The 21,976-nt window shown below is 72.2% G+C and carries 9 protein-coding genes; 3 read left to right on the forward strand and 6 right to left on the reverse strand.

Features of this window, described 5'->3' with window-relative positions; translation table 11 throughout:
* Window positions 1-25: 25 nt before the first annotated feature.
* Complete coding sequence (locus EV186_RS11210; RefSeq protein WP_133849176.1) at window positions 26-8,479, reverse strand: type I polyketide synthase; 8,454 nt, start codon at window positions 8,477-8,479, stop codon at window positions 26-28.
* Window positions 8,480-8,768: 289 nt separating this feature from the next.
* Between EV186_RS11210 and EV186_RS11215 the strand changes: the two genes are divergently transcribed.
* Window positions 8,769-10,148 carry a condensation domain-containing protein gene (locus EV186_RS11215; protein ID WP_166659118.1) on the forward strand — a complete coding sequence of 460 codons (1,380 nt, stop codon included), beginning with the start codon at window positions 8,769-8,771 and terminating at the stop codon, window positions 10,146-10,148.
* Between the two features lie 22 nt (window positions 10,149-10,170).
* Window positions 10,171-12,483 (forward strand): MMPL family transporter, encoded by a 2,313-nt coding sequence (locus EV186_RS11220; protein ID WP_208115558.1) that lies wholly within the window; start codon window positions 10,171-10,173, stop codon window positions 12,481-12,483.
* 79 nt (window positions 12,484-12,562) lie between these two features.
* Here the strand turns inward: EV186_RS11220 and EV186_RS11225 are convergent, their stop codons facing one another.
* The 4 genes from EV186_RS11225 to EV186_RS11240 all read right to left on the reverse strand — a co-directional run bounded on the left by EV186_RS11225 (window position 12,563) and on the right by EV186_RS11240 (window position 18,006).
* Entirely contained in the window at window positions 12,563-14,428 is a 1,866-nt protein-coding gene (locus EV186_RS11225; protein WP_133849178.1) for a condensation domain-containing protein, read from the reverse strand.
* Window positions 14,425-15,885, reverse strand: a complete 1,461-nt coding sequence (locus EV186_RS11230) for an AMP-binding protein (RefSeq protein ID WP_243753971.1) — start codon at window positions 15,883-15,885, stop codon at window positions 14,425-14,427. Before EV186_RS11230 ends, EV186_RS11225 begins: the two co-directional genes overlap by 4 nt.
* An 85-nt stretch (window positions 15,886-15,970) precedes the next feature.
* Window positions 15,971-16,975, reverse strand: coding sequence for a helix-turn-helix transcriptional regulator (locus EV186_RS11235; RefSeq protein ID WP_133849180.1), 1,005 nt, complete (start codon window positions 16,973-16,975; stop codon window positions 15,971-15,973).
* Window positions 16,976-16,995: 20 nt separating this feature from the next.
* A complete protein-coding gene (locus tag EV186_RS11240; RefSeq protein ID WP_133849181.1) occupies window positions 16,996-18,006 on the reverse strand; it encodes a hypothetical protein in 1,011 nt (336 codons plus the stop codon).
* A gap of 196 nt (window positions 18,007-18,202) precedes the next feature.
* On the opposite strand from EV186_RS11240, the gene EV186_RS38840 reads away from it, so the two are divergent.
* Window positions 18,203-18,346 (forward strand): hypothetical protein, encoded by a 144-nt coding sequence (locus tag EV186_RS38840; protein ID WP_166659119.1) that lies wholly within the window; start codon window positions 18,203-18,205, stop codon window positions 18,344-18,346.
* 45 nt (window positions 18,347-18,391) lie between these two features.
* Here the strand turns inward: EV186_RS38840 and EV186_RS11245 are convergent, their stop codons facing one another.
* Window positions 18,392-21,484, reverse strand: a complete 3,093-nt coding sequence (locus EV186_RS11245; RefSeq protein ID WP_133849182.1) for an AfsR/SARP family transcriptional regulator — start codon at window positions 21,482-21,484, stop codon at window positions 18,392-18,394.
* Window positions 21,485-21,976: the final 492 nt, after the last annotated feature.

The raw sequence follows: 21,976 nt of genomic DNA on the forward strand, positions 1-21,976 counted from the left end.
TCAATTCAAAAGACGGGATGTGGCGTCACGCCTGGTTGTCGACGAGCGCGAAGATTTCTTCGTCCGAGGCCATGCTCACCTTGTCCAGGTCGAGCTCCTTGTCGATCCCGGCCGGACCGGAACCGCCTGCGCTCAACCGGGACACGGCGCCGCGCAGGATGGCGACCAGCCTGGTGCGGGTGTCGTCGTCCTGTTTGGCCGCGACGGAATGCACGCGCTCCAAGGTTTCGCGCAACATGTCCTCCGCCGACGCGGACGCGGGGGCCAGCGTGCGGTACAGGTATTCGCTGAGTTTGGTGACCGTGGGGTGGTCGAACGCCACCGTGGCGGGCAGCCGCAGCCCGGTGTCGCGGCCGAGCCGGTTGCGCATCTCCACCGCGGTCAGCGAGTCGAAGCCCAGCTCCCGGAACGTCCGGTCGGCGTCCACCCCGTCCTGGCTGGGGAAGGCGAGGACTTCGGCGACGTGCGTCCGCACCATGCCGGCGAGCAGGCCACGTCCGTCCACTTCGGACACGTCGGCCAGCTTGCGGGCCAGGTCGTTGCCGACGTCCGGCGTGGCGGTCTCCGCGAGCGCCACGTCCGGCGTCGCCGCCCGCGCTGCGGCTCGCCGTTTCGGGCGGACGAAGCCGTGCAGCACGGCGGGCAGCGTGCCGTCCTCCGCGCGCCGCAGGAGCCCGGCGGTGTCCCACCGCGCGGCGACGGCACAGGCCTGGTCCGACGCCAGGGCCCGGTCGAACAGCTCCAGACCGTCCGCTGTGGACAGCCGGGCGATGCCGGCCGCAGCCAGCCTGGTCACGTCGGCCGATGAGAGGTGCCCGGTCATCGCGCTGTCCGCGGCCCACAGGCCCCAGGCGATGGACATCGCGGGCAGGCCGAGCGCGTGGCGGTGGGTGGCGAGGCGGTCGAGCGCGACGTTCGCCGCCGCGTAGTTGCCCTGCCCCGCGTTGCCCAGCACCCCGGCGACCGAGGAGAACAGCACGAACATCGACAAGGGCAGGTCGGCGGTCAGCTCGTGCAGGTGCCAGGCAGCATCCGCCTTCGGCGCGAACACCGCGTCGAGCCGGTCGGCGGACAAGCTCTCGATGGTCGCGTCGTCCAGCACCCCCGCCGCGTGCACGACCCCGGAAAGCGGTTGGTCCGCGGGGATCTCCGCGAGCACCTTGGCCAGCGCGAGCCGGTCGGACACGTCGCAGGCCACCACGCGCACGGCGGCACCCAGCCCGGTCAGCTCGTCGGTGAGTTCGCCCGCCCCACCGGCGTCCGGGCCGCGACGGGACAGCAGCACCAGCGATCGCACGCCGTGCTCGGTGACCAGGTGCCGGGCCACCAGCGCGCCGAGCCCGCCCGTGCCGCCGGTCACCAGCACCGTGCCCGACACCGGCTCGGCCGGCTCAGATAGTTCCATGGGGCGGCTCACCAGGCGGGGCACCGACACCGAGTCGTTGCGCACCACGACTTCCGGCTCACCGGCCCCGATCGCCGCGACCAGCGCGGTGAGCGACGGCTCCGGCCCGCTCAGGTCCGCCAAGGCGAACCGGCCGGGGTTCTCCGTCCGCGCCGAGCGCAGCAGACCCCACACCGGCGCGCTCGCGACGCCGGATGCGTCCTCGACAGCGTCGTTGCCGTCGGCGAACACGTCCTTGGTCACCAGCACCAGCCGGCTCGCCGCGAACCGCTCGTCGCCGAGCCAGAGCTGGCTGAGGTCCAGCGCGGCGGTGACCCCGTCGCGGGCCACGTACGGCACGTCGTCGGCGGTCGACTCGAGCACGTGGGTCACCACCACCGTCTCCGGCGGTTCACCGGCGGTCAGCTCCGCCACCGACGACAGGTCGTAGTGCACCGCGACCTCGGCGCCGGCCCGGCGCGCGGCGGCGGCCAGGTCGTCGGTGAGCACATCGGTGCCGACGACCGCCCACCGCTGTCCCGCAAGGCTTGTCTCGCCCGGCTCCAGCTCGGTCAGGTCCACCGAGTACCAGGCGCCGTCGCCGGAGCGGACCGCTTCCGCCGCCTGCTCGGGCTTCGGCACCCGGCGCAGGGTCAGCTCGGCGACCGAGACGATCACCTCGCCGTGGCCATCGAAGACGGTCAGCGAAGCCTTTCCCTTGCCGAGGTCGGTGATCCGCACCCGGGCGGCCGCCGCGCCACGCACGCCGGCCCGCAATCCGGTCCAGGAGAAGGGAAGCATCACCGAGGCCGCGTCCGGTTCCGGCTCGTCGGCCAGCGCGGCCAGCACGACGGGGTGCAGAGCCGCGTCGAGCAGCGCCGGGTGCACCGCGAACTCCTCCGCCGCGCCCCGCGCCCCGTCGGGCAGGGCCACCTCGGCGTAGGTGTCGACGCCGATCCGCCACGCCCTCGTCAAACCCTGGAACACCGGGCCGTAGTCGTAGCCGTGCGCGGCCAGCAGCGCGTACCCGCGGTCGAGGTCGAGTTCCTCGGCACCCGGCGGCGGCCAAGTGCCTGTCTCCTCGGCCGGGACCGGCTCCGCCGCGCGCACCGCGCCGGTGGCCAGCCGCGTCCACGGCACGCCCTGGTCGCCGTCCAGCCGTGCGTGCACGGTCAGCGTCCGGTAGCCGCCCTCCTCGGGGCCGCCCACCTGCACCTGTACTTGCACCGCACCGGTCGCGGGCAGCACGAGCGGCGCCTCGATGGTGAGGTCGTCGACGAGGTGGCACCCGGCCGCCTCGGCCGCCACGAGGGTCAGCTCGGCGAACGCCGTCCCGGGCAGCAGCACGGCTCCGGCGACCGCGTGGTCGGCCAGCCACGGTTGCGTGGCAAGGGAAATCCGTCCGGTGCCCAGGTAGCCACCGGTGTCCGCGAGCGGCGTGACCGAGTCCAGCAGCGGGTGGCGCACCGCACCGGCACCGCCGGTGTCCTCGGTGTCGTCGATCCAGTACCGGCTGCGCTGGAACGGGTAGGTCGGCAGCTCGACCGGCGCGGTCACCGGACCGAGCAGGCCGCGCCAGTCGACGTCGAGGCCGAAGGCGAAGGCCTGGGCCAGCGCCATCAGGAAGCGGGTCCAGCCACCGTCACCACGACGCAGCGAGCCGATGGCCTCCCCCGGCCGGTCCGCCGCCGCGAGCGTGTCCTGCACGTGCGCGGTCAGCACCGGGTGCGGGCTGCACTCGACGAACAACGGCGCGGCGGACGCGTCCGCCGCGAGCGTGCCGACGGCCTGCTGGAAGCGCACGGGGTTGCGCAGGTTGGCGTACCAGTACTCGGTGCTCAGCTCGGTGGTGTCGACGACCTCCCCGTGCAGCGACGAGCAGAACGTGACGTCGCTGGGCTTCGGGCACACCCCGGCGAGCACCTCGGCCAGCTCGCCGGCGATGGGCTCGACGAGCGGGGTGTGCGACGCGTAGTCCACCGGCAGCCGGTTCGTGCTCACCGCGTCACCGCACTCGGCGGCGAACGCCTCCAGCGCGTCGACCTCGCCGGCGACCACGGTGCTCGCCGGGCCGTTGGTGATCGCCACCCAGAGCTTGTCCGCCCACGGCGCGAGCCTGCGTTCCACCTCGGCGCCGGGCAGCGCGACGGCGAGCATGCCGCCGGTGGCGCGCAACCGCATCAGCGCGGCGCTGCGCAACGCGACGACCCGGGCAGCGTCCGCAAGGGACAGTGCGCCGGCGACGTATGCGGCGGCGATCTCGCCTTGCGAGTGACCGACCACTGCGGTCGGCTCGACCCCGGCCGCCTGCCACACCGCGGCCAGCGACACCATCACCGCGAACAGCACGGGCTGCACCACGTCGGTGCGCTCGAGCGAGGGCGCGCCGTCCGCGCCGCGCAGCACCGCGAGCACCGACCAGCCGGTGTGCTCGGCCAGCGCCGCGTCGCACCGGGTGAGTTCGGTGCGGAAACCCTCGTGCGCGTCGAGCAGCTTGACCGCCATGCCCTGCCACTGCGAACCCTGACCGGGGAACAGGAACACCGGGCGGACGGCGGCGCCCGCCGTCGCGGACACCACGCTCGGGTGCGACGCGCCGTCGGCCACCGCACTCAGCGCGGCCAGCAGTTCGGCGCGGTCCGCCGCGACCACGACCGCGCGGTGTTCGAAGGCGGTCCGGCGGGCCAGCGCCTTGCCCGTCTCGGCGAGCGACGCGTCGTCGCCGCCGTCGGCCAGCGCGCGCAGCCGCGCGGCGTGGGCCTGCAGGGCCGGGGCGGACCGGGCGGACAGCACCCAGACCAGGGGCCGGCCGGGCTCGTCCGCGGGCGGTTCGGCATCGGCCGGCGCCTGCTCGATGATCACGTGGGCGTTGGTGCCGCTGATGCCGAAGCTGGACACGGCGGCCCGCGCCGTGCGGTCGGCGGGCAGCGGCACGGCTTCGGTGAGCAGCTTGACCGCTCCCCCGGCCCAGTCCACGTGCGGCGTCGGCTCGGTCACGTGCAGCGTGGGCGGAAGCGTGCCGTGGCGCAGCGCCTGCACCATCTTGATCACACCGCCGACCCCGGCCGCGGCCTGCGTGTGCCCGATGTTCGACTTGAGCGAGCCGAGCCAGACGGGCGCGTCCTCGGTGTGGTCGCGCGCATAGGTGGCGAGCACCGCCCCGGCCTCGATCGGGTCGCCCAGCGCGGTGCCCGTGCCGTGCGCCTCGACCGCGTCCACGTCGGCCGCGGTGAGCCGGGCGTCGGCCAGCGCCGCGCGGATGACCTGCTGCTGCGCGACGCCGCTGGGCGCCGACAGCCCGTTGGTCCGCCCGTCCTGGTTGATCGCGCTGCCGGCCAGCACGGCCAGCACCCGGTGGCCGTTGCGGCGCGCGTCGGACAGCCGCTCCAGCAGCACCACACCGGCACCCTCGCCCCAGCCGGTGCCGTCGGCGGCGGCGGAGAACGCCTTGCAGCGGCCGTCGGCGGCGAGTCCGCCCTGCCTGCTGAACTCGACGAACATGCCCGGGTTGGCCATCACGGTCGCGCCGCCGGCCAGCGCGAGCGTGCACTCGCCCCGGCGCACGGCCTGCGCCGCGAGGTGGATGGCCACCAGCGACGACGAACACGCCGTGTCGACGGTGATCGCGGGGCCGCGCAGGCCCCAGGTATAGGCGAGCCGGCCGGACACGACGCTCAGTTCGGTGCCGGTCAGCAGGTGCCCGGCCACGGCGTCGGCCGGGCGGTGCAGGCGGGGGCCGTAGCCCATCGCCATCGCGCCGAGGAACACGCCGGTGTCGCTGTCCAGCAACGCTTCCTGGTCGAGCCCGGCCCGCTCGAAGGCCTCCCAGCCGACCTCCAGCAGGAGCCGCTGCTGCGGGTCCATCGCGGCCGCCTCGCGCGGGCTGATGCCGAAGAACGCGGCGTCGAACTGGTCGGCGTCGTGCAGGAAACCGCCGTGGCGGGTGTCGCTGGTGCCGGAGCCGTCCTCCCCACGCAGCCGGTCGAGGTCCCAGCCGCGGTTGTCCGGGAATTCGGTGATGGCGTCGCCACCGGCGGCCACGAGCTGCCACAGCTCCTCCGGCGAGGCGACCCCGCCCGGGTAGCGGCACGCCATCGCGATGATCGCGACCGGTTCGGTGTCGTCGGCGCGCACCTCCGGCCGCACTGCGGGCACGTCCGTTTCCCCTTGCTGGGCAAGGCAGAACAGGTGCTCGGTCAGCCGCTCGGGCGTCGGGTGGTCGAACAGCAGCCCGGTCGGCAACCGCAACCCGGTCGCGGACCGCAGCTGGTTGCGCAGCTGCACCGAGGCGGCCGAGTCGACCCCGAACTCCTTGAACGTTCCGCGTGGGTGCAGTGCGGACGTGTCCTGGTGGCCGAGCACGGCCGCGGTGGTGCGCAGCACCAGCTCACGCAGGTCGCGCCGAGAACTCAGGCAGGCGGGAGCTTGTTCTTGTTGCGCGGCAACGGGTTCAGTGGCACACGGCACGGGCACGGCGGTGCCGTCCGGCAGCCAGTGCCGGGTGCGCTGGAACGGGTAGGTCGGCAGGTCGACCAGGGCCGCGCCGGGCTGCGCGCACGTGTGCGTCCAGTCCACGTCGGCGCCCTGCGTGAACGCCTCCGCCAGCGCGCGCCGCCACCGGGCCAGGCCGCCGTCACCGCGGTGCAGCGTGCCGACCGCGGCCACGTCCCGCTCGTCCTGCTCGGCGGTCTCCTCGATCGCCGTGACGAGCACGGGGTGCGGGCTGCACTCGACGAACACCGTGCACCCGTCGGCGATCGCGCGGCTGGTGGCGGCCGCGAACCGCACCGGACGGCGCAGGCTCTGGTACCAGTAGCCGGCATCGAGGCCCGCGGTGTCCATCGGCTCGCCGGTGAGGGTGGACACGAACGTGGTGGCCACGCTGACCGGGCGGATCGGCGCCAGCGCAGTCCGCAACTCGTCCTGCAGGCGTTCCACCTCGGCCGAGTGCGACGCGTAGTCGACGGGGATCATCTTGACCCGGTACCCGGCCGCGTCCAGGTCTTCACCGATCGCGGTCAGCGCCTCGACCGGCCCGGAGACCACAGTGGACCGCGGCCCGTTGACCGCGGCGATGGTCGCGTCCGGACCATGCGCCGCCACGACGGGCTCCACCACGTCGAGCGGTGCGGCGACGGACATCATGCCGCCGTTGCCGGTGATCCCGGCGATCGCGCGGCTGCGCAGGGCGACCACCCGGGCGGCGTCCGAGCGGCTGAGCGCGCCGATGACCGTGGCCGCGGCGATCTCGCCCTGCGAGTGGCCGACGACGACGTCCGGTTCGACGCCGTGCGCTCGCCACAGCTCAGCCAGCGAGACCAGCACGGCCCACAACGCAGGCTGAACCACGTCGACGCGGTCGAAGCCCGGCGCGCCCCGCGCCCCGGACAGCACGTCCAGCAGCGAGTAGTCCACGAACGGGGCGAGCGCGTCGGCGCACGCGGTGACCTCGGCGGCGAACTCCGGCGACTCGGCCAGCAGGTCCCGCGCCATCTCCGGCCACTGCGAACCCTGGCCCGGGAAAACGAAAACGCACCGGCCCCGCGTCGCGCAACCGGTGACGACGGACGGATCCGCCTCGCCCTCGGCCAACGACGCGAGCGCGGTGCGCAGCTCGGCCTCGTCGGCGCCGAGTAACACCGCGCGGTGCCCGAGCCGTGCCCGGGTGGTGGCCAGCGACAAGGCGACGTCGCCGATCGCGGCGGGCTGGTCCGCCAGCCGGTCTGTGAGCTGCTTTGCCTGCGCGCGCAAGGCTTGCGGCGACTGCGCGGACAGCACCAGCGGTGCCACCGTTGCGCTTTGTTCCGGGATGTCCTCCGCTGGGCGCACCGGCGCGGGCGCGTCCCCGAGGACGACGTGGCAGTTGGTGCCGCCCATGCCGAACGAGCTGACCCCGGCGATCCGCGGCCGGTCTGCCGCCGGCCAGTCGCCGGTCGTCGTCACCACCCGCAGCCGCAGGGCGTCCAGGTCGATGGCCGGGTTGGGCGTCGCGAAGTTCAGGCTGGCGGGCAGCTTGCCGTTGCGCAGGCTGAGCACCGCCTTGAGCAGGCCGGCGATGCCGGCGGCGCCTTCGAGGTGACCGATGTTGGTCTTCACCGAGCCGACCAGCAGCGGCTCGGTTTCCGGGCGGGTGCCGCTCAAGGCCGCGCCGAGCGCGTCCGCCTCGACCGGGTCGCCGACCGGGGTGCCGGTGCCGTGCAGCTCGACGTACTGGACGTCGGCGGGCGCGACGCCGGCGCGGGTACAGGCCAGCTCGATGACCTCCCGCTGGGCTTGGCGGGTCGGCGCGGTCAGGCCGTCGCCACCGCCGTCGTTGTTGACCGCGTCGCCGAGGACGACGGCGTGGATCCGGTCGCCGTCGCGCTGCGCGGCGGCCAGCGCCTTGAGCACGACCAGTCCGCCGCCCTCACCGCGCACGTAGCCGTCCGCGCGGCTGTCGAAGGTGTGGCAGCGACCGCGCGGGGACAGCGCCCCGAACCGGTCGATGGTCTCGGTGGTGCCGCCGAGGATGTTGAGGTTGATCCCGCCGGCCACCGCGAGGTCGCTGTCGCCGCGGCGCAGGCTCTCGGCGGCCAGGTGCACCGCGACCAGCGACGAGGACTGACCGGTGTCGAGGGTGAGGCTCGGCCCGCGCAGGCCGAGGAAGTACGACACGCGGTTGGCGATCAGCGCTTGGTGCGTGCCGGTGTAGCTCTGCGGTGCCGCCTGGGTCGCGGCCGACAGGGTGGCGTAGTCGTGCGCGATCGCGCCGACGAACACGCCGACCCGCTCGCCGCGCAACCGGTCGGCGGCGATGCGCGCGTCCTCCAGCGCCTCCCACGCCAGCTCGAGGGTGAGCCGCTGCTGCGGGTCCATGGCCGCCGCTTCACGGGGCGAGATCCCGAAGAAGGCGGCGTCGAAGGCCTCGATGCCGCTCAGGAAGGCGCCGTGCCGGGTGCCCGGGCCGCTCGCGCCGGGCCAGCGGCCCGGGGGCGTCTCGGTGACCGCGTCCGCACCGGCGAGCAGCAGCTGCCAGAAAGCATTCGGATCGTCGGCCATCGGCAGCCGGCAGGACATGCCGACAATCGCGACCGGCTCACTCGCCCGCGCATCCATCTGTGCCCACCTCAGCGTCAAATCGAAAACTCCGGTCCGGATGAATATGTCCGCCACGACTTTTGCTTCCGGATTTCCCCCTGCTAGAGGATTGGTCGTGCCGCTCTCGAGGTCAAGGCGGATGCGCTGGTCCACAGTGGCAACTAACGACCGCAACAAGCTGCCAACGACCCGGCGTTGCCGCCGCGACGGCCGCGACCTAGCGTGCAGGGATATAGAGGTCGCCCAATTTCTGGCAATAGCGGTTTTGCCTCTTCCGGCGACTCGGCAATCGCACAGGGAGAGAACAGTGACCGATGACGTCCCCTTGAGCTACGGGCAGTTGTACAGCTGGCGCGAGATCGAGACCTACCCCGCCGCGTGGCGCCAGGAAGCGAACATCCCCGCGACGTGGGACCTGCGCGGCATCCCCGTCGAACGGGTCGAGCAGGCGCTGCGGCTGCTGGTCGAACGGCACGAGCCGCTGCGCACCAGCTACCACGTGCACGACGGCGTCCCGGCGCAGCGCAGGCACGAGCGGATCGACCTGCCGATCACCCGCACCGAGAAGGTCATCACCGACTACCAGGAACCGGAACGGATGACCGGCGAGCTCGCCGCGACACCGATCCCGATGACCGGCGGCCTGTGCTGGCGCGGCGAGCTGGTGACCATGTACGGCGAGCCGATGTTCCTGTCGCTGGCCTTCTCCCACCTGATCCTGGACATCTGGTCCACATTGGAGCTGGAACGCCAGTTCTTCGCGCTGGCCGCGGACCCCGCGGCGGAGCTGCCGCCGACGGTCTCGCCGCGGGAGCTGATGTGCGGGCAGGTCGAGGCGGCGTGGGCCGGCCGCGACCGGCCGGCGGAGCGCCATTGGGGCAAGTTCGTCGGCACCGAGCTGCCGACCGCGCTGCCCACGCTGCCCTCGGGCGGCACCGCCGAGCGGGTCCAGGTGACCCTGCACTCCCGTGAGCTCACCGACCTGGCCGACAAGGCCGCCGCGGCGCAGGGCGTCACCGCCCCCGCCGTGCTGCTGTCGCTGATCGCCGCCGGGCTCGCCCGGCACCTGCGCACCGAGCGCGTCGTGCTGAACCTGATGGCCTCCAACCGGTTCGCCCCGGAGCTGCGGCAGACGGTCGGCACGCTCAACCAGCTCGTGCCGGTGCTGCTCGACACCGACCCGCGGACCACGCTCGCCGACCACGTCCGGGCCGCGCACTGGGCGGCAGTCAAGGCCTACCGGTACGCGAGCTACGACACCGACAAGGTCACCGGTATGGCGGCCGAGCGGCTCGGTGACAGCGCCGCCGCCGCGAGCCACGACTGCTGGTTCAACCACCTGTACCCGTGCTGGTTCAACTACCTCGACCTCGGCGGCGACGCGGCGGACGCCGAGCCGGGGCCCGCTTCGCTGCAGTGGGCGCCGCGCGCCCGCCAGTACGGCCAGCCCTTCGACACCCGGATCACCGTCCACAACCGACAGACACAGCTGCAGCTGCGCGCGGATCCCCGGGTCCTCGACGCCGAGGCGCTGATCGACGTCCTGCGCACGGTCGTGCACGGCATGGTCCTCACCTCGGCGAACAAGGACGTCACGCTCGGCGCCCTGCCCGCCCTGCCGCACGACGACCTGCCGGACACCTTGTTCCCGCACGACGTGCCCGCGCCGCCGCTGCTGGCGGCGTGACCGAGATCGAATGACGGAGAGGATGCCGATGTTTGCCTGGTGGGGAACGGTGGTCAGCCGGCTGCGCTGGCTCGTCCTGGTCGCCGCCGCCGGATTCCTCGTGTTCGGCGGTGTGTGGGGCACGGGCGTGTTCGGGGCGATGACCAGCGACGCCAGCCTGAGCGACCCGGACAGCGAGTCGCAGCGGATCGTCACCAGAATCACCGACGAGGTCGGCTCGCAGGCCACGCACCTGGTCGCGCTGTACTCCAGCGACACGATGGCGGCCACGGACCCGGGGTTCCGCAAGGCGGTGACCGACGTGGTGGCCCGGCTGCGCGCCGACCCGAGCGTCGAGGCCGTCTCGACGTACTACGAGACGCAGGCCCCGCCCCTGCTCTCGACCGACCACCACGCGACCTACCTGCCGATCCGGATGGTCGAGGGCACCGATGCCGCCGGCGTGCGGCGAGTGGCCGACCTGTTGCCCGCGACCGGGCTGAGAACGCAGGTCGGCGGCTCGGTCGCGATCAACATGAGCATCGACAGCCAGGTCGGCGACGACGTCGGGCACGCCGAGATGATCGCCATGCCGGTGCTGCTCGTGTTGCTGGTGCTCATCTTCGGCAGCCTGGTCGCGGCCGCGATGCCGTTGCTGGTCGGCGGCATCGCGATCATCGGCGCGTTCACCGCGGTCCGGATGATCACGCTGTTCACCGACGTCTCCACGTTCGCCATCAACATCATCACGATCCTCGGCCTCGGTCTCGCCGTCGACTACGGGCTGTTCATCGTCAGCCGGTTCCGCGAGGAACTCGACCGCGGTCACCCGGTCGAGCAGGCGGTGTCCCGCACGCTGGCCACCGCGGGGCGCACGGTCGCCATCTCCGGGGCGGTGGTCACGCTCGCGCTCAGCGGGCTGCTGATCTTCCCGCAGATCCTGTTGCGCTCGATGGGCCTCGGCGCCGCCGCCGCGGTGCTGGTCGCGATGCTGACCAGCCTCACCGTCCTTCCAGCCATGCTCGCGGTGCTCGGCAAGCGGATCGACGCGCTGCGGCTGCCGTGGGCCCGCCGCCGGGTTCCCTCGCTGACCGGCACGGTGGCGAATGCCTCGGGCGGCAAGAAGACTGACGACGGAAGCGGCGGGGTGTTCGGGCGGATCGCGCACAGCGTCATGCGCCGTCCCGCGATGTACACGATCGGCGTTGCCGCGGTGCTGCTCCTGCTCGCCGTCCCGATCACCAAGGTCCAGTTCGGCGGCATCGACGAACGCGTGCTGCCCGCCGACACCGAGAGCCGGGTGGTTTCCGAGCGCGTCCGCACCGAGTTCCCCGGCGGCAACCAGGATCCCATCGTCGTCCTGGTCAGCGGGGCGGCCGGCCCGCAGGTCACCGCCTTCGCCGACCGCATCGAGGCGCTGCCCGACGTCCACGGGGCCACCGTGTCCGCGCATCGCGGCAGCTCGACCGTGCTCAACGTCGACTACGCGGGCGACCGCAACTCCACGCAGGCACGGCAGGTCGTCGACGGGATTCGCGGGCTGCCCCGCCCGCCCGGCGCCGAGGTCATGGTGGGCGGGTCCACCGCCGTGCTCGTCGACCAACTGGCCGAGATCAGCGACCGGATCGGCTGGATGGCGTTGTTCGTCGCCGGCGTCACGCTGGTGCTGTTGACGCTGGCGTTCGGCTCGGTCGTGGTGGCGCTCAAGGCGATCCTGATGAACGTGATCTCCATCAGCGCCGCGTTCGGCGTGGTGGTCTGGACCTTCCAGGACGGCAAGCTGGCCGGTCCGCTCGACTTCACCGCGACCGGCTACCTCGATGCGAGCCAGCCCATCCTGATGATGGCGATCCTCTTCGGACTGTCCATGGACTACGAGGTGTTCCTGCTCTCCCGGGTGCGCGAGCAGTGGGACCGGCTCGGCGACAACACCGCCGCCGTGGCGGTCGGCGTGCAGCGCACCGGCCGGATCATCACCTCGGCCGCGCTGCTGCTGTGCGTCGTGGTCGGCGCGTTCGCCATGTCCGGCATCACCTTCATCAAGATGGTCGGTGTCGGCATGCTCGTCGCGCTGGCCCTGGACGCCGTGCTGGTCCGGCTGCTGCTCGTGCCGGCGACCATGCGGCTGCTGGGCAAGCACAACTGGTGGGCGCCGAAGTTCGTGCGCGTCCTGTACTCCCGGTTCGGTCTGCACGAGGACGACGGCGAGGAAGACGATCCTGCTGAGCGGCGCGAGCACAGCGAGCCCACCGCCTGGTTCGAGCCGCCGACGACGCCGGTCCCCGCGGCCGTCGCCAGCTCGACGGTCCCGGAGTCCGGCGCCGATTGGGAGTGGTTCCCCGCCCGCGACACCTGACAACCGCCACCCCACAATGGAAAAGCCGTAGGCCCGGTCCGGGTCCTACGGCTTTTCCTTTGTGGCTGAAGGCGTTCGGTCAGTGGTCCCGGCTGAGCCGATCGGCCACCGCGGTCAGCGGACGCAGACCGGACAGGTCCCGCACGGTGATCCCGCCCCAGCCGTCGGTCCGCAACGCCGACAGCACGCGGGGCAGGCGCAGCAAACGCCCGCCCGCGGCCAGGTAACCGACGGCCGTGTCGACCACGTCGAGCTCGTTCACCTCGGCCACCGCCTTGGCCAGCGCGTGCTCGGCATCCGTGGCGGCGGGCCGCGGCTCGGCCGGGAAACCGTTGCCGGACACCGGGTCCGCCCCGTCGACCACGAACAGGTCCGGGCAGCGCACGCCGGGCCGGTCGTGCATGGCGTCGAGCAGCAGACCACGCAGCTCCACCGGCGTGACCGGGGCCGCCGCGGCGATCCGTGCGACCAGCCCGGCCTCTTCCAGCGCCACGACGGCCGCGCGAACCGACGGATGCGCGCACAACGCCTGCTCGACGACCGTGAGGTCCACCAGGTCGCCACCGACCAGCGCCGTGCGCCCGGAAGTGCCGCCGGCGGGCGCGAACCCGATCTTCGCGGCGAGCTCGCCGACCGTCAGGTCCACCGCCGGATCCTCGTGCAGCGCAAGCAGTTCGACGTACCCGCGCAGGAACTGCTCCACCGCGTTCGCGTCCATGACCGTGGCCATCGCGGTCAGCCCGAGGGTGACCCCGTCCTGCCACTCCCAGACCCTCGTGTAGGTGTCGGTACCCGCTTCGGCCCACTCGGCCGGGTGCGCGTTCCAGGCGAACCGGTCGCGCCGCACGCCGCACGAGCGGGGCGCGTAGTTGAGGAAGTTCAGTTCCGACGCGGTACGCACGAGCTGGCCACGGCGGAAGCTCTCGGCCGCGGTCAGCTCGATGATCTCGTCGTAGGGCACGTTCGCGTTCGCCTTCGCCGCCTCGGTGGCCGCGATCACCCGGGCGAGCACCACCGAGAACGACGGGTCGTCGTCGACCGCGACCGGCACCAGCGCCGGGGAGAACATGCACGTCAGCACCGACATGTGCGGGCCGGCCTCGCGGTGGCTGGTCAGCCACTGCGGCGCGATGACCGCCGCCCCGGTGTAGGCCGCGAACACGGCCACGTACGCGGCCAGGTGCACCGCGGAGGTCCACGTGTTGTGCCGCCCGGCAATGTCCCGCACGATCGGCAGCAAACCGGGCGACGTCAGGGCCGCGCTGTAGGCCGTGGTGTCACCGGCTTCCAGGTTCCGGCGCCGGGTCGCGAACACGTCCGCGGGCAGCGCGGCGAGCTCGGCCCGCCAGTGCTCGAGCGCCGCGGCCACGCTCGCGCGCGGCCGGGCGGCGTCGTGCGCGGCCAGGTCGACCGGCTGGTGCGTGACCGGCGCGAGCGCCGCGGGCCTGCGCTCGGCCATGGCCGTGAGCACCGCGGTCAGCTCCTTGCGGAACGCGTCGATGCTCCAGTCGTCGAACGCGATGTGGTTGAGCACCAGCACCAGCTGGCGCGGCACGCCCCCGGTGGTCACCACGCAAGCGCGGGCCGGCAGTTCTTCGGCCAGGTCGAAGTTCCGGACGGTCAGCTCGCGCACCACGGCGGCGGGGCCGGGTGTGCCGTCGTCGTCGGTGGTCGCCTCGTGCAGCGGCACCGGCGCCGGCGCCAGCACGCGCTGGCGCGGCCACGGGTGCGCCTGCGCGTCGTACACCGTGCGCAGCGCCTCGTGCCTGCGCACCAGCATCGTCAATGCGGTGCGCAAGGCGGCGGTCGTCACGCCTTCAGGCAACGGGCCACGCACCACGATGTGCACGTCGTGGCGCGCGTGCTCCGGCACGTCGAGGTAACGCAGCCAGTGGTACCGCTGCCCCCAGCACAGGTCGGCCTCGCGAACGGCGCGCGCGCTCATCCGGGCGTCCCGGCCGCGACCAGCTCGTCCGCGCGCACGGCCAGCGCCTTGCGGTCGATCTTGCGATTGGTGCTGAGCGGGAGCTCGTCGACGAACACGAACCGGTGCGGCACCAGCGCCTGCGGCAGGAACTCACGCAACTCGGCGGCCAGCACGCTCGTCGGGCGCTCGTCGCCGACGCAGAACACCAGGAGGTTGCCCTGCGACGCGACCGCGATCGCCTGGCGCACCCCGGCGAGCCGGCGCACCGCGTGCTCCACCTCGGGCAGCTCGATGCGCACCCCGCGGATCTTCACCTGGTGGTCGGTGCGACCGAGCCAGGCGTACTCGCCGCCGTCCAGGCACCGCACCAGGTCGCCGGTCCGGTACCAGCGACGGCCCTCGAAGGTCAGGAACCGGCCCTCGTCGTCGGCGGGGTCGAGGTAGCCGGGGAACACCTGGCTCCCCGCGACGCACAACTCCCCCTCGGCCGCCGCGGTCCCGGTGTCCGCGTCGTGGACCAGGCACTCGTTGCCCGGGTAGATCGCGCCGATCGGCACGACGCCGTTGACGCTGCGCCCCGGTGAGGTCCGCGGGTCGAACCGGTGCACGGTGCAGGTGATGGTCGTCTCGGTCGGGCCGTAGGTGTTGTCGAGGATGGCGTTGCAGGCCGCGGCCGACCAGTCGAGGGCGTCGGCGGCCAGCAGGGGTTCCGAGCAGAACAGGCTCAGCCGAAGCGACGGGAAGCAGCCGGCCGACAGCCCGCCGACCCGGCGGACAAGGGAGATCACCGTCGGCCCCGAGTGCCACACGCTGATCTCGTGCTTGGCGACGAACCGGGCGAGCGAGGCGTAGGCGTGCTGGGGCACCGAGACCGCGACCCCGCCGCTGCCCCACGACGCGAACAGGTCGCACATGGCCGGGTCGAAGGTCAGGTCGAACGTGTGGGAGAAGACGTCGGCCGGGCCGAACTCGTAGCGGTCGTGCACGAAGTCCAGGTAGGCGCCGATGTTGCCGTGCGACACCGGAACGCCCTTGGGCCGCCCGGTCGATCCCGAGGTGAACAGGATGTAGGCGATGTCCTCCGACTCGGCCAGCAACGGCTCGGCCAGCGGCTTGCCGACCGGATCGCCGATCACCGGGATGTCGCGCAACGCGTCGCCGAGCTCGGCCACGACCGCCTGGCCCGCGTCGTCGACGATCACCGCGTCGAGCTCCGCCGCCTCGATCATCTGCCGGGTCCGCTCGGCCGGGAACCCGGGGCTGAGCGGCACGACCGCGGCGCCGGCGTACCCGGACGCGATCACCCCGGCGTACGCGCGCTCGCTGCCGGTGGCCAGCAGGCCCACCCGGCGCGGCGAACCGCCGCAGGCGCCGACGACGTCACCGGCGAGCGCCGACGCGTGCTCGTGCAACTGGCGGTAGCTGGAGCTGCGGGTACCGAGCCGCAGCGCGCTGCCGTCACCATTGCGGCGCAAGCCGCGGAGAAACCATTCGACCAAAACCGTCCCACCGGCCATCATCACGCCTCTTCTTCACTCGAACCCGTTGCGGGGCAAAGAACTAGCTGGTGTGCACCAGGTTGCGGCGGGCCGCCTGGACCCCGGCCTGGAACCGGCTCACCGCGTCCACGTCGCGCATCAGGGTGGCGATGTGGCGCCGCGTTGTCCGCACCGACATGTCGAGCTTGCGGGCGATCGCCTCGTCGGTGTGGCCCTGCGCCATCAGCCCGGCGATGGTCTGGATCAGGTCGTCCGCCACGTCGGCGTAGCCGGACTCGAACCCGTCCAGCGCGATGGCGCCGTCCCACACGTGGTCGAACATGGCCAGCAGGAACCGCACCACCTCGGGGTCCTGCAGCCGCGAGGCCACCGCGGGCTCGTCCGAGCAGCCGAACAGCACCGCGAGGGAACGGTCGAACACGACGGCGGCGCGCGGCAGCTGGCTGACCGTGCGCACCACCGCGCCCGCCTCGATCAGGCTCTTCAGCCGCATCCGCGAGGTCAGCACGGCGCGGCCGCGGTGCAGGCACGCGATCCGGACGGTCACCCCACGTTCGAGCAATCCCTGGCAGACGCCGAAGAGGTCGTCGAGGCCCTCGTCGTCGAACTTGCACGGCTGCAGCACCAGCGCCTCCTGCCGGCACGTGTCGGCGGCCAGCTTGACCAGGCCGCGCACCTCCGTGGCGCCGACCACCTGGTCCACCTGCGAGCCCGACGTCGAGCGCGCCGAGTCGACGTAGTCGCGGCGGAAGTTGTCGATGCGCTGGCGGATCTGCGCGATGCGCTCGCGCCGCTGGTGGATCTCCCGCTCCATCGGGGAGATCAGCGCGGCGGCGGCGACCTCCGGGTCGACCAGCTCGAAGCCGCTGCCGACGACGCGGCTGCGCAGCAACCGGCTCTCGACGAGGTCCTCGATGGCCGCGTGCACCTCGTGCCGGGACATGCGCAGTTCCTCGGCCATCCGCTCGGCCGAGTCGATCCGGCCCTCGTGGCCCACCACGTAGCGGTAGACCTGGGCGATCCGGTCCTCGTCGAGCATCGGAACCTGGGGGCGTAATACCGTCACCGGTTGCATGGGATGTCTCCCTACTGTTCGAACTTCGGTCTGGACTTGCTCGTCTGCTGGGTGCCGAGGCCCTGCTCGATCGCCGCCTGCCGCAGGCCGGCGGCCAGCCCGGTGCTGATCCCACTGCTGATCCCAGTGCCGATCCCACTGCCGCTCTTGCGGTTCGCCGCTGCGGCGCCGAGCAGCTCGACCAGCAGGATGTCGTCGCCGTGCGTGCGCCCTGGGTGTTGCGCCGTCAGCACCTGGCGCAGGCCCGCCTCGATCCGCCGCTGGGTCCGCCACCGGTGGTCGTGGCGGTGCCAGCCCTCGTAGGACGCCGACCGCACCGGCGCGTCGTCGAGGTGGGCGCGCACGACCTTGCGGTCGCGGTTGCCCGCCAGCAGCGCGAGGTCGTCGACGTACACCTGGTCGACCGCGTCGAGCACGGCGTCGGGCAGCTCGCCGTCGGTGGCGTGCACCACCAGCTGACCTTGGCGCGGGCGGCCGAGCTCGAACCGGTCGGCGGCGACGCCGGCCACGACGAGGACGTTGGCGCCGGAGGCGGCCCGGCGCGGATCTGTCGTCTCGGTGAGCACCGTGCCGCTGCGCTCCAACGCCGCGCGCATGCTCGGCTCGACCAGGGACGCCTGGTCGGCCCGCGGCACGCACACCGCGACGTGCCCGATGTCGCGCACCCGCCGCCCGATCACGGCCAGCTGCATCCGCACCGCCGCGGCGGAGCCGATCAGCGCCGCGGTCAGCACGCCGGGAGCCTGCAGCGCGCGCACGGCGAGCGCGGTCACCGCCGCGGTCCGGACCCGCCGCACCGACTCCGTCGGCAGTACGCACAGCGCGTCGGTCCCGGCCTCGTGCAAGATCGTGTCGCCATCGACGTTCTTCGTGCGGCGCAGCCCGCCTGCGCCCGTGCCGACTCCCGTGCCGAGGTCAGCCCCGATCAGCTCACGGGCCACCAGCTCCACCGCATCGAGCGACTCGAGCGCGCGGCAGACGTCGCGATCGCTGAGCCGGTGCACCGATCCCGACATGCGCATCCCGCCTCCGCGTCCGACACCTTTTCCGGCGCCGATCGTCGGACGGCCCGCTTCCCAACCGCTTCCGATCGCCTCTTCCGTCCTTCCCGTCCATCAGAAGCGAATGGGTAACCAATCAGAAGCGGGGTCGTGTGAACTCTGATCATCGGCCGACCACAGGCGGCCGGCATCGAGACCCGCATGAGGGGACGCAGGCATGAAGAAGAAGATCGGTTCGATCATCGCCGGCATCGTGGCCTGTTTGTGCCTGACGGCGCTGGCCACGCCGAGCTCGGTCACGGTGGCCGACTCGACGTGGGACTGCCACAACGGCAAGGGCTCCGGCTCGCCGACGCCGTAACGCGCCGACGCGTCAACGCACGGACGCGCTGGCCCGGTCAGCGCGTCACGGTTGGTCCGACCGGCCGGTTCCGACGGTTGCACCGGCCAAAGCGGACCTGGCGATCTGCAGCTGCTCGAGCAGTCGCAGCGCTTCGTTGGACTCGATCCCCGTCAGCAGTTCGGCCGCCGCGTCCAGGCTGCTGCCCGCCTTGCCGACGTCACCGGCACACTGGTCCACTTCGGACAACAACAGCAGCGTCCGGGCGTGCCACAACGCGGCCCCCAGATCGGCGAACGTCGCGCTCGCGCGTTCCAGGTGGCTCGCCGCGCTGCCGGCCTCACCGCGAGCGATCGCGAGATCACCGAGCAGGTAGCGGGCCTGGGCCTCGATCATCCGGTCGCCGACCTCCTCGGCCACGGCCACCGCCTGGGCCAGCGTCGTCTCCGCACTCCCCAGCCGACCTTCGCGCCGCCGCACCACACCGAGCCCGTAGAGCGCGTGGGCCTCGCCGGTGCGGTCACCTATCTCGCGCACCGTGCACAACACATCCGTGAGCGCACCGCGCGCCCGCTGGAGCTCGCCGGTGGACAAGTACAGGTCCGCCGACGTGGACAGCACCTGCGCCTGTCCCCTGCGGTAGTCCGCCCGGCGGCACAGCGTGAGCGCCTGGTCCAGCAGATCGCTCGCCGCCGTCGTCTGGCCCTCGTCGATGCGGAACTTCGCCATCCTGCGCAGCACGTTGGCCTCACCGACCAGGTCGCCGACGGTGCGGATGCTGGCGAGGGCACGCTCGTACTTCGCGTTCATCGCCTCCAGGTCGCCCCGGAACCGGTCCACCACCGCCGCGTTGCGCAGCACCAGCGCCTGACCGTGCACGTTGCCGTCGGCCTCGAAGAGTTCCATCGCGGCGTCGAAGTGCCTGCTGGCCGCGGTGAACTGCTTGCGGACCATGCTCAGCGTCCCGAGCGAGTAGCGCATCGCGGCCTCGCCGGTGCGGTTGCCCGCGCGCCGGGCGGTATCCAGTGCCAGCTGCGAGGTCTCGCGCCAGTCGTCGAAGTAGCCCTTGACCTCGAACACGCTCACCGCGCTGAGCGCGAGGTCCCAGCACATCTCGGCCAGGTCCTCGGTCGCGGCCTGGCGCACGGCGGCGATCAGGCCCGCTCGCTCGCCTTCGAGGTATTCCAGCGGGTTGTCCGTGGGCGTCGGCTCGCCCGCGTCGGCGACGTGCCAGCGCGGCGCGCTGCCGTGCAGGATCGTGAAGTCGCCGCCGTACTCGCTGCGGTGCGCCTGTTCGGCGAGGTCCAGCCAGCCCCCGAGCACCCGGACCACCGCGGCGCACCGCTCCTGCGGCGACTCCACCGCCAGCGCCTGCTCCTTGGCGAACACCCGGATCAGGTCGTGGAACCGGTACCTGGTGCGGTCGGTGGGCCCCTGGACGGTGTCGAGCATCTGCGCGTCGACCAGGCTTTCCAGCAGGTCCTCGGCGTCGGTCAGGTCCATGTCGAGCAACGCGGCGGCCGCCCACGCCGGGAAGTCCGGCGCCTGGATCAGCGACATCAGCCGGAACAGCCGCTGCGCGGGCTCGGTGAGGCTGCGGTAGCTCAACCCGATGCTGGAGCGCAGCTCGAGGCCCTGGTGGCTGAACTCGTCCAGTCGGTGCACCTCGTCCTTGAGCCGGCGGGCGAGCTGGGCGATGCGCCAGTGCGGCCGCGACGCCAGCCGGGCACCGGCGATCCGCAGCGCGACCGGCAGCCCACCGCAGTACTTGACCAGCTCGCGCGCCGCTTCCGGCTCGGCCTGCAGCCTTGCGTCGCCGACGATCCGGGCCAGCAGCTCCATCGACGCGAGCTCGTCGAAGGCGTCGAGCTCGACGGGGTGCGCACCGGCGAGGCCGCACAGCCGTCGCCTGCTGGTCACGATGACCGCGCAGGAGGGGCTGCCGGGCAGCAGGGCCCGCACCTGGCTCTCACAGGTGACGTCGTCGAGCACGAGCAGCAGCCGCTTGCCGGCGAGCTTGCTGCGGTAGAGCTCGGCGCGTTCCTCGGTGTCGGTGGGGATGCCCGAGCCGCTCACGCCGAGGGCCCGCAGGAACCGGGCCAGCAAGGCGGGAACCGTGGCCGATCCACCGGGACCGTGCAGGTCGACGTAGATGTGGCCGTCCGGGTAGGCGTCGCTCAGCTCGTGGGCCACCCGCAGGGCCAGCGTCGACTTCCCGATCCCGCCCCGGCCGGAAATGACCGCGACCGGCACCGCGAACCGCGCCGAATGGGTGCTCTCCGGGTTGGCGAGGAACTTCGTTATCTCGACGACCTGGTGTTCACGCCCGATGAAGTCGGCAATGCTGCTGGGCAACTGCCGGGGGCTGGCGTGCTGGTCTTTCTGGTTTGTCCGGTTGTTGCCGGCCGGCACGTCGAGGGAGGGCGACCGGTTGAGCAGGGCCTGGGCGAGCTCACGCAATTCCTGGCCGGGCTCGATGCCCATCTCGTTGATGAGCGTCTTCCTGGCCCGCCGACAGGTTTCCAGTGCCTCGGCCGGCATTCCGGAACGGTACAACGCGAGCGCGAGAAAGCAATAGATTTGTTCCCGCAAGGGGTACTCGGCCGACAACGCGCGCAGCTCGCCGATGATCTCCCGGTGGCGGCCGAGCTCGAGGTCGAGCCGGACCCGCTCGTCGATGGCCGACAGCCGGGCGTCCTCCAGCTTGGCCGCGCCGCGGCGCACCAGCTCGCTGCGGACGCCGTCCAGCGCGGGCCCGCGCCACAGGTCGAGCGCGGTGCGCAGGGTGTCGGCCGCCTCTTCGCTGCGCTCGGCGTCGGCTTCCACCCGGGCCTGGGCCACGAGCTGGCCGAAGTGCTCGCTGTCCAGATCCTCGGGGCCGAGGTTGAGGACGTAACCCGCCGACCGGGTGCTGATGGCGTCGGGCTGATCGCTCTCGCTGAACAACTTGCGGAGCGCGGAGACGCAGCCCTGGATCTGACCGCGTGCGGTCGACGGCGGTTGGTCGTCCCAAACGGCGTCTATGAGGTGCTCGATCGACGTCACGCGGTTGACGTTGAGGGCGAGCGCGGCCAGCACGATGTGCTCCCTGGGACCGCCCACCTTGACAGGTAATCGCCCGGCCAGCAATTCCACCGCGCCCAGGATTCTCAACTGCATGCACAAACCCCCGAACGACCGGTTGCGCGAGCCTGAAAGGCGCCTCGCAAGCGCATTCGAACAGGTCCGATAAAAGACGGCGATCCAAGGCGCGGACGGTGGAATTCGGTGCCCGAAACCGGCGAAAAGGCGCGCGCACAAACGCTACACCCTCGCCGCCAGGCCCCTGACCCCACAACCAGCACCCGCAGCATGCTAGCACCGCCGCAGGCTCTGGCAAGGACGAACGAAGAAGCCGGCCAACCGAAGCTGAGGCAGTTTCACATTCCGCCGAACAGACTACGCACAACAGCCCCAAGGCAGGATTTAAACAAGTTGAAACCGAAATCATCGACTCGTCAATCATCTTTGCCCTACGGCAACTAACCCGCAGCCGTACAGCGTAGCCGACTAGGCCGAACGGCCGAGCCCGATGGAAAGCCGTTATCAGAAAGGCAACAGCCTGGAATGAACCCGAACTTTACCTCCCGCATTTCTTCCGACAATTCTTCC

The organism is Labedaea rhizosphaerae, from assembly GCF_004362825.1.
Lineage (GTDB): Bacteria > Actinomycetota > Actinomycetes > Mycobacteriales > Pseudonocardiaceae > Labedaea > Labedaea rhizosphaerae.